The sequence below is a fragment of the Paenibacillus sp. FSL H7-0331 genome (genome assembly GCF_001956045.1).
In genome coordinates, this window is record NZ_MRTH01000002.1 from 1 (window position 1) to 14,483 (window position 14,483).

The following is a 14,483-nucleotide window of genomic DNA, read 5'->3' on the forward strand; positions in this document are numbered from 1 at the left end:
ACGATGACCATCTTTCCTTGCGGATACGCTTCGATTACGGTTTGAAGGAATGACAAGAACGTGGCCGCATCGTACTGTTCGTCTTCTTTCCAAAGAATGTGGCCCGTCGCGTAATTCAATACAGCAAGTAATTTAACGCCGCGATGCTTCCCTGTGGTTGGGATGACGCGTTGCTTGCCCTTGAGGAACCAGGTATGCTGAAGCGCTTGGTAATCACGGATCATCGACTCATCTTCGAAGAGCAAATGAGCGATTTCCTCGTCCATTAGTCTTTTTTCAAAATCGGAAACGTAGCTTCAGTAAAGACTTGTTGCTTGGCTTCATCGGCGGCTGCTAAGGTATACGTAGGTTTCGTGTAGCTGAGTCCAAGTCGATGCGCCATTTTAGAAATGCCTCGCAGCGAGTAAGCGACACCGAACTCCCGCTTGATATATTCACCCATGAGATACAGCGTCCAGCTATATTTGCTCATAAATCCAACTTCATGTGGAACAGAAGATACGATGGTTTGTTTGAGTTGTTCCTGCTGTTCCTTCGTTAATCGCTCAGGGGCTCCCGTTGAATAATTCATTTGCAGTCCGGTTACACCAGCCTCGCGAAAAGCACGCATATATTTGTAGACCGTTCGTTCCGTCCTGCCAATGATTTCTGAAATTTCTAGGGCATTCTTGCCTTTCAATTGCAAATAAATGGCTTGGTAACGCTCGAACATGCGCCGATCTTTCTCTTTTTTCATCAAGGCTTCAACTTCAATCCATACTGGGGTCGTTTCCATGATTTCACCGTCGCTTTCAGGTTGTATATCTTTAATTCGACGGGTTGGAAATGAATTCCTTTAGTTCAACTTATATAGATCAAATGACAGTGGAAGAGTTGGAGAAGCTAAATTCTTATAGACTAAAGCGATTAGAACTGCTTAAGCAGCTAAAGCCATTAAAGGTAATTGATAAGAGAATGCCCATACAAAAAGAAATAAGTACACTAAATAAAGAAGAATCAGACTGGTTAACATCAATCTATAATAATCAACAAATATAGAAAGCCTATTAAACGTGCATTTTATAGCCTGATGTTAGATGGAGGTATTGAATTGACAACAAAAAATCAGCATTATGTTGCAAGGTGCATTCTTAAGAATTTTTCCAATAATAAACTTCAAATATTCGAAAAATTGGTAGAGTCTAATAAAGAGCCTTATCTAACAAAATATACTCAGGCAATGACGGAAAATTATACATATGAGCACACAAACTTGGAGACTAATGAATTAGAAGATCATTTTAGTATTGTTTATGAAGATAAGTTTGCACCTGCTCTGGTAAACTTGCTACAGCTGTTAGAGGAATTTGATGAAGGAACAGGGAATATTCTTGAAGTGAAAAAAATAATTGCATCACATATATCAACTATAATTGTATTTTATTATAGAAGTGGAGCATTATTACATGAGTTTGAATATGAACGAAATAATAAAGAAGACAGGATTATACTTCTTCTTGAGAACATAATGAATTCAAGATATATTTTGGAGCTGGGTAAAACAATTATTAATAAGTATCAAATTTGCATCATTAAAAGTGACGATTGTCATTTTTTACTCAGTGACCAGTACTTGTCAACGGCTGCTCTTGGAATAAAAAACAACTTTTTTGACATGAGTAATAGGCATATCGGATTAAAAGATGTCATGATATTAGTTCCAATTTCTAGTAAATACTATATCGTTTTCTTTGATGGTAAAAGACCTTTGTATATTAGCCCAAATAAACTTATTTCTTTAAAGAAGGAAGAAGTAAGGGAGATTAATAAAGTTATTATTAATAATTCATATGTTAAATGTGTTGCACAATACAAAGAGGCATTATTAGAAGCGTCTCCTCAATTCGAATTTAAGTCGCCATCTGCAACTTATGCTGGTTTTGATTCAGGTAGTGTTATGGGCAGCAATAGGAAAAAAGAAATTTTCTTTTATGAAAATGATGAGCGCATTTGGGATTTTTTCGGTATGCACGATCTTTATAAATATAGTAAGTCTGGAGCAAATGAACTATGTCCGTGTGGAAGCCAAATGAAATTTAAAAGGTGTCATATGGATAGATATAAGGGTGCAAAAAGGATGATGGACGAAATTGGTCAAGAACAATATGAGAGGTATTTAATTGATCCAAATGGAATGGTTGAAAGACCAATTGGAGCTTTTTATTCAAACAAGAAAAGACCTCCATTAATTTAATGAAATAATTGCTTCAGCGTGGCTAACAGGCAAAACTGGAGCTTTTTATAAACTGTTATGACCAGTACTTAGTTACCTTAGATATAACAAAAGATAGACAATAAAAGGTACATTTTATTGTAAATAAAAAATATAAAAACGAATTTGATAATTATTATTCAAATTAGTCAACAATTAGATTTATCTGATCGTTCGAAGTGGATTGGTGTTATTGGCTCCAGAAATGGTTCTAAGGCTGAATTAAATGCTACACATAATCTTGGTAAGAATCTTGTGTCCAAGGGTTATATAGTTGTTTCTAGTCTTGCTGATGGGATGGATGCGGCAGCACACAGAGGAGCTATTATTGATGGTGGAGAAAGAACTTTTTGAAATAAAACCCGTTGAAGACATTATATTTTTTGAAGAACTAATCAAATGTTTTTAACTATAAAGTAAAATTATGGATCATTTGCAACATATAGTTTCTCAATTTCGTTATCTATTATGAGAGGGGGAGTTTGATGAAATTTTTGTTTCCTGTGGTTTTTCTTGTCGCTTTGACTGGATGTGTTAGAAGTGATGTTCAAAGTTTTGCAAGTAATAAGATGATAAATTGGGAAAACCGTGTGTATATGGTTACTGATCAACAAGTAAAAAATACTGATAAATTACTTGGAACAATTAAGTTAAAGTCTGACAAGGAGAAAGATCTCAATGCAAATTATAGTTCAAATTTCTATTCAGTCGGTACTGCTGTGTACTCTATTGTAGGATTGGATTACAAAGATTCAATAGCCATACAAGAAGATGGAGACAAATACTTTAAAGCTAACTCAAATAAATAGTTATGATTAAAGAAAGAAACTGAGAATCAAATTTGAGTTCTCAGTTTCGATTAAACAAAATTATTTAATTTTTGAAATTATGTCACTTTCAGAAATGATCGATTGATCAGCCATGTATTGGTACTGCCCTTCAACAACTTTATTTGTACTGTTCTCGGCAGGATTACTCTGTAAGTTAACAAATAGACTATCATTTTCGTTAATTAGAATGTAAGTGTTGTTGTCTGACTTCTTCAAGAAAAGAATAACTTCTTGTTTTTCTTGGAGCGGAGTAGTGTGCTCAGAGAAGTACAGAGTTGATTCATTCTCTCCACCTAGTTGTTTAACAACGATATTTTTCTTATTAAGTTCGTTATCACCTTTTAGAATACTCTTAATTTCGATATCAGTACTAGTGGTAACAGCATCGAAATCTTTTATTTTTTTTACATTAGTGCCTTTATTCTTACTAACTGTTCCTTTGACCACCAAGTCCGCACTTTCAGCTAAATCTTTAAGACTTGTATATTTGACAGCCCATGACGGAGTTACGACAACAACGTGTTCTTTATTATTAGGATTTTTGATGTTTAGTTCTTTTAGTTTCTCTTTATTGGTTTTAGGCTCTGAATCATTCAACTTTTCCGTTAATGAAAGTCCATGAGGAACACCATCGTATTTGTTCTTGAGTGCGATAGTATCTGATGGGGTGGGGGAGTCGTATGTTCTAGCTAAGGTTGTAAGATCAGAATAAAATGTATAACTCAACATAACTGACGCTTCAGAATCGTTATGAGCCAATCCAAATGAATGGCCTAATTCGTGAGTAGCTATACCATTTATGATAGAGGTAGTATATCTGGATTGTGCCGTAAAATGGGTATTTAACCATGATCTTGTATTATTGATAGTACCAGTTATCCAATTATAATCTGTGTAGCATATTCCGTCCCACGTTGCACCTGAGTTTTCAGTATTACCAGCTCTGAAGTCATTGGTATAACCTGTTACTAGACTCATAACGCTGTTATTCGTCCAACGAGAAGCACCAGTAGTCCAAAACCCCTTATAAGCGTTGTTTGAACCATCATTGTAATAAGTAACATACCTATTGTTAAATTTGTAATAGAAAGTTGGAGTATCGGCATATGCAACGTTTACGACACTTAATGCTAGTCCTAAGGATGTGGCAATAACAAGAAACTTTTTCTTCATACATCATTCTCCTTTTAAACTTAATTTTTGAGTAAATTCACCATACCATATATTACCAAATATATCAAATATTAATAGTAGTATAATAGATTGTTATGGTATAACTAAATTTAAATTCAGTTAAATGAGAACAGAATTTCAATGTCTAAAAAAATGATTAAAAATAAAATATGCAAAGTTATTGACAATAAAAACTGGAAAATTATACTATACAGAAGTAGCAGAGAGGAGTTGAGAATTATGCAGTCAATCGAAGAATATGAATGGACAATTAAAACTTACAATGTATTAAAAAGATCTGGAATTAATTTTGTTGAAGACATACATAAAATGAGTTACGCAGATATTACTTCATTGAAAAACATTCATCGCAAAAGTGTTGAGGAGATTGAATCTAAGCTTAATATCGAATTCCGATAAACCGATCATTTTAACGTGAGTTAGAAGTAAAACAACAAGGTTAAATCCTTGATAACATAGATGATTTAATTTCATCTTATATAAGGTTACTGAGAGGATGTGATAGCGTATTTCAGATACCAGAGCACCCCGATTTACTCCGAATAATCCAACATATTAATGAAAACAAAAAATATGAAATTATAAGGAGAATACATAAAAATGACAGAATTAAAACAAACCAAAGGTAGCGTTCGAATTGAAGGTAAAATTGTAGGATTTAGCACAGATGGTTCATACCGTGAGGGAAGCACTAAAGAAAAAGGAAATCCATACAGAAGCATTAGTCTTAATATTAAAACAAGCAATAATAATGTAATCTATAGTGTAGATCTTTTTGGTCAAGTACCAGATAAAAAAGTTAAAGTTTACTCCAATAAAAACGGAGAGAGGCAGCAACTTGAGATTAATTTCAGTGAAAGAAAAGATATTCCAGAAGGATTCACATGCTTTGGTTTTGGAACAGCTGGTATTGCACTTGTCAAAGAAGATGACGGTAAAGCAAAATTACATAATTATTTTAATTATGATGCTGTAGAACTTATTAAAAATAATGTTGAAAACAATCTTGAAGTATGGGTAGATGCTCAATTTAAAATTGAAAAATATCAAAGTAATGGAGAGGATAAAACATCTGTAAAGTACACAATTGAAAAAATCGGACTTAAAAATGCATCTGATTTCGATGATGAGAAATTTGTAGAGGTAAGCTCATTTGAACATGATATTGTCGTCATGAATACAAATGTAAATAAAGAAAAGAAGAAGTTGTATGTGAGTGGTCGAATCATCCAATTTAATAAAACTTTTAGCGATATGGTGTTTACTGTTGATGCTGAGAAATATGATAAGTTGGCAAACAATATCGCAACAAAAGCTAAGACAGGTGATATTCTTCCCATTCAAGGTAAATGTGTAAATGGAACTATTCTCGTAGATGCTCCTAAGAAAGTGGATTGGGGTGGAGAAAGTCCAGAAGGCGTTGGTAAGGTTAACGGAGGTTCTATTTCTGAGTTTCAAATCACGAAAGTAATTAATCATCAGGCGAAAGTTTATAGGTCAGAAGATTTTATTGTTGCCAATCCGTTTCAAAGAGATGATGGCAAACCAATTGATATCAGTGAAGATGACCTGTCCCTTTGAGGATTAACGCACTAAAGTAAATGAATATAATACATAATAATAAAGAATATAAACATAGAGGAGATTACTAAATTGGCATTAGCAAAACGAGAGAAAAAACGTGAAGGTGTAACATTTTTATTTTATGGGGAGAGCGCAAGCGGTAAAACACCTACCGCTTTATCTTTTCCAAATCAATTTTTAGTTGATAGTGATAGTGGCACTAAGTTTTATAGTGGAGAGAATGTCTTAACAGAATCAAATACGTTGGTGTTTCAAGAGTTGAATGAGGATCTAGATGAGTTTGAGAATGATGAAGAATTGTTCGAACAAGTTGAATCCATTAACATTGATAGCATCACACGATTTGCTGAGAATATGTCACATGCTGCTTTAAAGGTTGTAGAGCTTCGAGCAATGAGTAATGCTCGAATGATCGAAGGAGAAGGGCTTTCCCCTAAAGAATACTTTGATGTTGTTGTAAAAACGTACATTAAGGATGGTAAGCCAGTCGGAGTAGTAGAAAAAGATAGAACTCAGGTGTTTAACGTTGGTGATATTGTAGATAAGCCAATCTATAGCCACTGGAAAGCTGCAATTGAAAGAGCACAAAAAGGTGCAACTAGAAGCAAAGATGAAATTAAAACTTTTGATGAGACTCTTGATAAAGAAGCAGATAATTTTAATGGGGCAATTGGGGATAAGGCAAACGAACATATTAGCAACATCTCAAGAATTATTGACGTTATGACAGTTGATGAACAAAAAGCAATGGCGGTTGGGTTCAAGGAGAAATTTAGAACCACTAAGTTTAAAGAATTACGAGATGTAAATATTCTTCAAGCTATGTTGGAATATGTTCAAGAATTACCAAAGAAATAATAAGCAGATTAAAGAAATATTTCAAAGGAATTATAAGTAAATAATACCAATACATAGTTAAACCCACTCTCCCTAGAATATGAATACGAATATATTCTAGGGATTGTCCTTACAAGTCGGATAACAATTATGGAGGCATGATGACCAACAAGATTATCAAGCGTTCTCTTGCAATCATTATCTTGAGTGGCACATTTATCTTTACTGGTGCAAATCAAGCAGGAGAAGCGAAAACATACACCTTAAATCAAACATCAAATGTTGCTCAGTCTGTTATGAGTGAAATAAAATTTAAAATTGTTAAGCTTCCAGTTGAGAAGATCCAACAACCAGAGATTGAACCAATAGGAACGGAACCTAGCATTGATGTATATAATTATAAGTCAATGAGTGTAACTGCATTTACGTCTGGGTTTGAGAGCACACAGAAAAAGAAAGGTCAGAAGGGGTACGGTATTACAGCGAGTGGTGAACCAGTAAAACAAGGGGTTACAGCAGCTTGTCCTAAGTCCATGTCATTTGGAACTGAAATTTATATTAAAGAGTTGGATCATGTTTATACTTGCCAAGATCGTGGAGAAGCCATAAAGGAAGGCCATATCGATATTTATTTTAATGATTTGAGGGAAGCTCGACATTTCGGAAGACAAAAACTAAGTGTTGCAATTATAGATTAAGAAGGGATGATTGTTATAGCATATTTACTTGAAGAAAGAGAAACACATATCAGTACATGTGATGAAACAAAAACTTGGAAAATTGAAACTCTTCAAAGTAAGGTTGTCAACAAACTTAAAAGAGTCGGGATTGAACCAGATCGAATTGTTGAAAATGAAAATGGAAATCAGTATTTCTATGAGAATATTCCATATAATCAAATCTCCTTTAGGGCAAAAACATTTGGAAATAGAGTTATGTCAGATGAGCATAAACAGAAATTAAAGGATGCTCGTGAAGCGAGGTTGAATAAATGAGTAAACCACTACCAGACTCAGGAAACCGATTAGACTATGTTACAGGATCGAATAGAGAGCCAAGTACAGGTAAAGGGAGGTACGATTTAGTTTCCCCCTATGCTCTCAGAAGATTGGCTCAACGATACGAAGATGGCCTTGAGAAGTATTCTGAACGTAATTGGGAAAAGGGACAGCCAGTATCAAGATGTTATGATAGTGCAATTAGACATATGAACCAATACATAATGGGTATGGATGACGAAGATCATTTAGCAGCAGCAGTTTTTAATATTTTTGCGATTATGCATTTTGAAGAGATCATTCCTCATATGCAAGACTTGCCGAATAGAATTTTAGAAATTGATGAATCTCATAACCCTTGATACATAAGGGTTTTCTAAACAGAAATAGCCTATAAAACTACAGTTTTAATGGAATTGGAGGTATCGAATATTGCATCAAACATTACATAAGGTTTATAAAATTAGAAATAAGGAAACAGGACTATTCTCAAAAGGTGGCACAGATAATATCTGGACTAAAGAAGGGAAATCTTGGTCTAATATCGGTCATCTGAAACATCATCTAAATCAGCTTGCGAAATATTATCTAAAAGATAAAAACCCATATATAAATGCTGAGATTGTGGAAGTCAATTATGATATGTGTCACAAAGTGGACGTAAATGAAATGTTTAATGAAATTGCTAATAATAAAGAAAAAGCAGAGGAAGCTTATCGTTTGAACGTGCAAAAATGGAGAGAAGAACAAGAACGTAAACAATTACAAGAATTAAAAGAAAAATATGATAAATAAATTAACACCTTCATATATAAAGGAGGTTTGTGGATGGGATTTTCAGAAATCGAAAAATTAGCTCTAAGTGAAATAACTATTCATCAATGCTTACAATTCTATAGGCGTAAACAAATGACAAAAGAAGATGTATTAATAATGATGGTTCAGGTATTGGTGCAGCAATAGAATCATTATTTCGTTGAAACAATAAAACTACATCAAGAGTCAAACCAAACAAGAATTGAGTAGACAATGAAAGTGGATTTTCAACCGAAATAAACAGACAAAAAACCAGATACATGTTGTATCTGGTGGGTAATATGTACTAATCAACCTTTTGTGTAAGATTTATTAGCCTTTGATTGAGACAATACTGAGCCTGCTAAAGACTTGGTTAATTTGCTTGTTGAATTGCTGTTTAATGCTTTTGAAGCTTTGGTGGACATGGATGAAGACGATACTTTATTAGTACTAGATTTAGCCATTTACAGATACACCTCTTTTCCTTTATGACCTTGATAGATTTATTTTATAACACAATATATAGTATGTAAATTGATTTGTTCGGTTTTTTGTTCGCACTAAATGTGGTATGAATCAAAATTAATTAAAGTGTGGCTTTAAAGCCGGTAAATTCAATTTTTTATTAGGAAAGGGATTGGTTATATTGTTTAATCTAAATATTTTATCAGAATGAGGATTAAGAAATAGAGGAATTAGCAAAGAGGATCTATATGAATTCCAATGTGAAGAATATAATGATGAAAATGAATACGACAGGTTTGTATTAGATCCAAATTTTGATTGAGTAAATGAAATTGCACTTTGTAAGGGAAATATTTAATAGATGAAAATTCAAGAGTTGCATGAGGTTCAACTTGCTGTGTTTGATGGTTATATTAAGGATGCAAAACAGGATGGTTATAGTACACATGTAACACTACATGCTCTAAACGTTATGAGGTCAAGATATGAAGCTTTAGTTGTAGAGCAACAGAGACTCAATGACGTACTTGAGCAAATTGAACATGACACCGAGGATGAAGTTACGTCTGACTATGCTAGACACAATCGTACTGAGGGATACGAATTTAGTAATTAAAATGGCAATTGTATTGGAAATGAAAAAGGAGCTTAAAGCCGCATAAATTTTTCTTTAGTTTTTTCTTTCTTGTCTTTGCTAAGTTTAATAAAAACAGTAGAAATATTACTGTCAGGATTATCAACACGTATATCACGATTGTTAAAATGCACGTGGTCTATACCAAGACTAAATTTAGTGAGTCTCTACGAACTTTGAGGAAAGCAAGAGGCATAAGTCAAAGTAAATTGGCCACAGATTTAGACATTCCTGAGTCCAATATTCGCAGGTATGAGTCACAGAATGATACACCGAGTATAGAGCGTTTAAAGCAATTAAGTGAATTATTTTAAGGTTTCTATTGAAAAACTACTTGGATTCGAAGAGCTATCCATTGAAGACAATCTTAATTCTGAGTTTTTAAGCAACTTTCACAAACTGACCGAACATAACCAATCCCTTATTATTGAGTTAGTTAAAAGTTTGTCTGAAAAGAGCCAATAAAAAATCAATTTTATGTGAAAATTATTTGGGCGAATTATATTACTGTGAGTGATTTATAATGATTCGGACATCTTATTATGTCGAAGAATTAAATGCATCAGGTGTTGTGGTTATTTCTTCTGATTGGCACGAGGAAAGAACTGGACTTCAGAATGAGCATACAAACGAAGAAGTGGCTTGCATAATTGATGGTAGATATATGTTTGTAAATGTATATAGACATATGAAAATGTTTGGTGGTAGTGATTATAGTATAAAGAAGTTTGAAATAAGCAAAGAACAATATGAGGACCACAGGCAGAAATTTGGGGTTAAAGATACGCCTGATTTTTTAGAAAAAATAAAAAGACGCAATGAGTTAAAACAATTAATTGCTGATGAAGAAAAGTTGACAACCCCCAAATACCCAAAATGTATGACAATTATGGAACAAAAGAGTGGAAAGAATGGTGTTTTTTGGGGTGTCCATACTTTCCTTCGTGTAAGGGAACGAGAGACTATAATCGAAACATCCGTCTAAAATGTGAGTTATTAAAGAGAGAGCTCTCAGGTTTAACTTAGCTATAAAAATACATTTTCATAAAGCTGCACCATTTGCTTTTTGAATTCGCATGTAAACGTGCGTCGTTGTTTTTTAGGCATTGTAGAAATCCGCTCCTTAGCATGATAGGTTTATTCTACAAGCCCTTATTCTTTCTGTCCAACTTAGTGTAGCCGATCTAGAGTGGGAACAAGTAGAGGTTGAGTATGAACGGTTATGGGATTTGAGGGAGGGAGTAGCCAATGCATAATAATCTAATGATCAATCAAAAGTCGAATGAGTTTGAAGAAGGTATTTCTCAATTAGTATCGATGAATAAAGAGTTTGTTCATAATCATAAGCTGAAGGTTATTGTTTCCGCACATGAAAGAATCATTAACCAACTAGCAGAAGCAATAAAGAAACAAGGGGAAATCAGCAAGCAATTAACAATCAAAGGAATTGTATACACGAATATGATTGCTGAAAAGGTAACGGATTATGATATGAAATTCAGTGGTAAATTACATAAGGTTAAGGAAGTCGGTTCTTACATCAGCAAAAATATTGAGGATTGTTCAAACAGGTTGAAAAACAGATTCGAAGATTTGAGAGTTAAGTTAGCAGATATTAACAAAGAAAAAGAACATACATATAACTTATTGTGTCCTGATGTTGATGGGTATTACCATTTACTAAACCTTGCACCGATTATAAAGGATGATTTGCTGGGCATTTACTCGTTCAATCGAGACAAAGTAAAAGACGATGGATGCAGGACAAATTATGTAGGAACAAATAAGGCGATAGACAAATTGCCGGAGATTATAGATGGACAAGAGTTCTTCAAATGGATGTCATGGAATTGTGCATTGCTTAACAATATTATATGAGAAAATGAAAGATGCAGGATTAGATATGTTTAGTGCGCTTCAGGAGATTACAAAGACACCTATAGAGGCGGTTAGTGTGAAGCAGGATGGATGGGGTAATGTGGTGAGTGTGGAGCGGAAGAAACCGTTTCTGAGGTTGGTTGATAAGCTTAGAAAGTGAAAGTCTGATATGGCTAATAAGGTGAACAGGAGATTCTAATATAACGGATAGTTATTTTAGGAATGAATAAGAAAGTGAAATATACATATGAGAGGAATTTAGAGGAATGAATGTTTATAATCTAAATATGAGTGAATAGATGCAGGAAATACAAGAATCTAAATCAGTAAAAGTTGATAATCGAAATTATACATATGAAAATATAAATGTGAATGTTACATATTTGAACGAACCTTCCAAGAGAGCTATAGAGAGTTTCAATAAAGGAATCAATAAAATAATACATAAATTTATTTGAAAATGAACAGACAACCAATCCTAATATTGTTAATAGGAAGGTTGTCTGATTTTGTGTTTAAATGGAATATTGGATATACTCGTCTTAATAACTTATCTACTATAAGGGAGAGTGTTATCAATGAAAGAATTTGTTGATAAAAAGGATCGTAAATCAAATCGTCTTATAAACGAGAAATCCCCTTATCTGTTACAACACGCATATAATCCAGTAGATTGGTTTGTATGGGGAGAAGAGGCATTCTCCATGGCAGCAAGAGAATGCAAACCAGTATTCTTGTCCATAGGTTATTCCTAGCTTCGGCTATATAGTGTGATTAGTTTTACCTGCCATTGGTGTCACGTCATGAATCATGAATCCTTCGAAGACGAGGAAGTCGCAGCTCTCTTAAATAAAGATTACATATCGATCAAAGTAGACCGTGAGGAACGTCCGGATGTTGATCACCTGTACATGTCGGTCTGCCAGGCGCTAACCGGGCAGGGTGGATGGCCGCTGACGATCATGATGACACCGGAGAAGAAGCCCTTCTTCGCGGGAACGTATTTCCCCAAAGGCCGCAAGTACGGCCGTAAAGGTTTGATGGACATCCTGCCGCAGATTGCGGGCAAGTGGGATGAAGACAGCGCCCAAATATCGCAGATGGGTGATCAGATTATTGCGGAAACGCAGAGTCGTCTGATAGCCAATCTGCAGGGGGATATTTCGGGGGAATCGCTGGAGCAGGCTTTTCAAATGTACGAAAAGCTGTTTGACCCGCAGTATGGCGGCTTCGGTGATGCGCCCAAGTTTCCGACCTCGCATAACTTGTCATATTTGCTTCGCTACTATACAAGGACTGGCAATGAGCGGGCGTTGGCGATGGTGGAGAAGACGCTGGACAACATGTATCGTGGTGGAATGTACGATCATATCGGATGGGGATTTGCGCGGTATTCAACGGATGAACGATGGTTAGTGCCGCATTTTGAGAAGATGCTTTATGATAATGCGCTACTGACGATGACCTACATCGAGGCCTATCAGGTAACCGGTAAACAGCAATATGCTGAGGTAGCTGAGCAGATTATTGCTTATGTGCTGCGGGATATGACGGATGAACACGGTGCCTTTTATTGTGCGGAGGATGCGGATTCAGAAGGTGAGGAAGGAAAGTTTTATGTATGGAAACCCGCGGAAATCAGGCAGCTGCTGGGTGAAGAAGAGGGCGAGCTGTACTGCAGTGTATATGATATCACCGACAGTGGGAACTTTGAAGGACATAGCATTCCGAATCTGATCGAATGGACGATCGAGGATGCTGCCCGATTACAAGGAGTACCGCTTAACGAGTTGAGAGCAAGACTGGAAGCTTCGCGGCACAAGCTGTTCGACCATCGGGAGAAGCGAATTCACCCTCATAAGGATGATAAGATACTCACCTCTTGGAACGGGCTGATGATCATGGCTCTAGCCAAAGCGGCCAAGGCGCTTAACAAGCCGGAGTATGCGGAGGCAGCGCGTCGTGCTTCGGATTTCATAGCTCGGGAGCTTCGCCGTGAGGATGGACGACTACTTGCTCGTTATCGTGATGGGGAGGCCGCTTACCTTGGGTATGTGGACGATTATGCGTTCTATGTCTGGGGGCTTATTGAGCTGTATGAGGCGACATTTGACATCGAGCTGTTGCAGCTGGCCGTGGAGCTGAATGCAGACATGCTGACGTTGTTTTGGGACACGGAGCAGGGTGGATTATTCTTTTATGGCCATGATGGCGAGCAGCTGTTCACACGTCCGAAGGAAATCTATGATGGCGCGATGCCATCGGGTAATTCCGCTGCTGCACTCAATATGGCCAAGCTTGCCAGATACACGTATGATGCGAGTTTATCTCAAAAGACGGACGAGCAGCTTCAGGCGTTTGCGGGTTCTGTACAGAAATACCCATCAGGTCATGCCTTGTTCCTGATTGCGTTGGATTATGTTATAAGTGCGCCTTCGGAGATTGTTCTAGCTGGTGATCCGAATAAGCCGGATTTGCAGGCAATGAAGGAGAAGCTGCAGCGCAGATTTATGCCTCATGCGATTTACATGCTGCATCCAAGCACAGAGCAGAGGGAGGCTGCAAGGAATCTAATACCGCTCTTGAGGGATAAAGTTGTGTTAGGCGGTAGGGCAACTGCCTACATTTGTGAAAATTTTGCCTGCCATGCTCCTGTTACCGATTTGGATGAGCTGGATGAAATTGAATAGTTCGGACTACGAGCGTGAGGATCCTTGTGATTCTCACGTTTTTTGCTATGTCTGTAAAGATGACAATTGTCCTATACGATTCATATGTACATAACAGATATACGATAAAACATACAAAATTAATATTAGGAAGAGAATGACTATTAGTCATAGTAAAATTCATATAATCTTGTAGAACGATGTAGAATAAAGTCGAATATAGGTACAAAGAACCATATTATATTTGCGGAATTTTTTGTAAAATCCTCTTATCTCGAGATGACATTTACATAGATGATGAAGTCAAATCTAATGGAACAAGCACCAGGGAACACAAACTAACTT

The 14,483-nt window shown here is 35.9% G+C and carries 19 protein-coding genes and 1 pseudogene; 17 read left to right on the top strand and 3 right to left on the bottom strand.

Annotated features, from left to right (window positions below):
• Both BK127_RS02675 and BK127_RS02680 read right to left on the bottom strand, forming a co-directional pair.
• Positions 1-266, bottom strand: a 266-nt coding sequence (locus BK127_RS02675) for a transposase (RefSeq protein WP_179097363.1), incomplete at its 3' end; no start/stop codon positions are given.
• On the bottom strand, positions 266-775 hold the full coding sequence (locus BK127_RS02680; RefSeq protein ID WP_076228424.1) for a helix-turn-helix domain-containing protein: 510 nt from the start codon (positions 773-775) through the stop codon (positions 266-268). The genes BK127_RS02680 and BK127_RS02675, both read right to left, overlap by 1 nt.
• Positions 776-1,090: 315 nt before the next feature.
• Between BK127_RS02680 and BK127_RS02685 the strand changes: the two genes are divergently transcribed.
• From BK127_RS02685 to BK127_RS02695, 3 genes are all read left to right on the top strand, one after another.
• Positions 1,091-2,233 (top strand): DUF4238 domain-containing protein, encoded by a 1,143-nt coding sequence (locus BK127_RS02685; protein WP_179097364.1) that lies wholly within the window; start codon positions 1,091-1,093, stop codon positions 2,231-2,233.
• Positions 2,234-2,377: 144 nt separating this feature from the next.
• Complete coding sequence (locus tag BK127_RS02690) at positions 2,378-2,605, top strand: DNA-processing protein DprA (protein ID WP_076228428.1); 228 nt, start codon at positions 2,378-2,380, stop codon at positions 2,603-2,605.
• A 131-nt stretch (positions 2,606-2,736) separates the two neighbouring features.
• Positions 2,737-3,060, top strand: a complete 324-nt coding sequence (locus BK127_RS02695; protein ID WP_076228430.1) for a hypothetical protein — start codon at positions 2,737-2,739, stop codon at positions 3,058-3,060.
• A gap of 60 nt (positions 3,061-3,120) precedes the next feature.
• On the opposite strand, the gene BK127_RS02700 is transcribed toward BK127_RS02695, so the two are convergent.
• Positions 3,121-4,254, bottom strand: a complete 1,134-nt coding sequence (locus tag BK127_RS02700) for a matrixin family metalloprotease (protein ID WP_076228432.1) — start codon at positions 4,252-4,254, stop codon at positions 3,121-3,123.
• Positions 4,255-4,494: 240 nt separating this feature from the next.
• On the opposite strand from BK127_RS02700, the gene BK127_RS43550 reads away from it, so the two are divergent.
• From BK127_RS43550 to BK127_RS02765, 14 genes and pseudogenes are all read left to right on the top strand, one after another.
• On the top strand, positions 4,495-4,674 hold the full coding sequence (locus tag BK127_RS43550; protein ID WP_076228434.1) for a DNA-directed RNA polymerase subunit alpha C-terminal domain-containing protein: 180 nt from the start codon (positions 4,495-4,497) through the stop codon (positions 4,672-4,674).
• Between the two features lie 201 nt (positions 4,675-4,875).
• Positions 4,876-5,856, top strand: coding sequence for a hypothetical protein (locus BK127_RS02710; protein ID WP_076228436.1), 981 nt, complete (start codon positions 4,876-4,878; stop codon positions 5,854-5,856).
• A 72-nt stretch (positions 5,857-5,928) separates the two neighbouring features.
• Positions 5,929-6,717 carry an AAA family ATPase gene (locus tag BK127_RS02715; protein ID WP_076228438.1) on the top strand — a complete coding sequence of 263 codons (789 nt, stop codon included), beginning with the start codon at positions 5,929-5,931 and terminating at the stop codon, positions 6,715-6,717.
• 140 nt (positions 6,718-6,857) lie between these two features.
• Entirely contained in the window at positions 6,858-7,394 is a 537-nt protein-coding gene (locus tag BK127_RS02720; RefSeq protein ID WP_179097365.1) for a 3D domain-containing protein, read from the top strand.
• 6 nt (positions 7,395-7,400) lie between these two features.
• Positions 7,401-7,691 carry a hypothetical protein gene (locus BK127_RS02725; RefSeq protein ID WP_256711147.1) on the top strand — a complete coding sequence of 97 codons (291 nt, stop codon included), beginning with the start codon at positions 7,401-7,403 and terminating at the stop codon, positions 7,689-7,691.
• Positions 7,688-8,056, top strand: coding sequence for a dATP/dGTP diphosphohydrolase domain-containing protein (locus tag BK127_RS02730; RefSeq protein WP_076228440.1), 369 nt, complete (start codon positions 7,688-7,690; stop codon positions 8,054-8,056). Before BK127_RS02725 ends, BK127_RS02730 begins: the two co-directional genes overlap by 4 nt.
• Before the next feature lie 70 nt (positions 8,057-8,126).
• The gene (locus tag BK127_RS02735) at positions 8,127-8,489 is read left to right on the top strand and encodes a hypothetical protein (protein ID WP_076228442.1); all 363 of its coding nucleotides are present in this window, start codon (positions 8,127-8,129) and stop codon (positions 8,487-8,489) included.
• Positions 8,490-8,522: 33 nt separating this feature from the next.
• Positions 8,523-8,657 (top strand): hypothetical protein, encoded by a 135-nt coding sequence (locus tag BK127_RS44660; RefSeq protein ID WP_256711148.1) that lies wholly within the window; start codon positions 8,523-8,525, stop codon positions 8,655-8,657.
• Between the two features lie 661 nt (positions 8,658-9,318).
• Entirely contained in the window at positions 9,319-9,573 is a 255-nt protein-coding gene (locus BK127_RS02740) for a hypothetical protein (protein ID WP_076228444.1), read from the top strand.
• A 146-nt stretch (positions 9,574-9,719) separates the two neighbouring features.
• Positions 9,720-9,905, top strand: coding sequence for a helix-turn-helix domain-containing protein (locus BK127_RS45660; RefSeq protein ID WP_076228446.1), 186 nt, complete (start codon positions 9,720-9,722; stop codon positions 9,903-9,905).
• Positions 9,906-10,114: 209 nt separating this feature from the next.
• On the top strand, positions 10,115-10,576 hold the full coding sequence (locus tag BK127_RS02750) for a hypothetical protein (protein WP_076228448.1): 462 nt from the start codon (positions 10,115-10,117) through the stop codon (positions 10,574-10,576).
• Positions 10,577-10,854: 278 nt separating this feature from the next.
• A complete protein-coding gene (locus tag BK127_RS02755) occupies positions 10,855-11,469 on the top strand; it encodes a hypothetical protein (RefSeq protein ID WP_179097367.1) in 615 nt (204 codons plus the stop codon).
• Positions 11,470-11,473: 4 nt separating this feature from the next.
• Positions 11,474-11,629, top strand: coding sequence for a hypothetical protein (locus BK127_RS43555; protein WP_179097368.1), 156 nt, complete (start codon positions 11,474-11,476; stop codon positions 11,627-11,629).
• A 418-nt stretch (positions 11,630-12,047) separates the two neighbouring features.
• Positions 12,048-14,159: pseudogene (locus tag BK127_RS02765) on the top strand (thioredoxin domain-containing protein).
• The last annotated feature ends 324 nt before the right edge of the window (positions 14,160-14,483 follow it).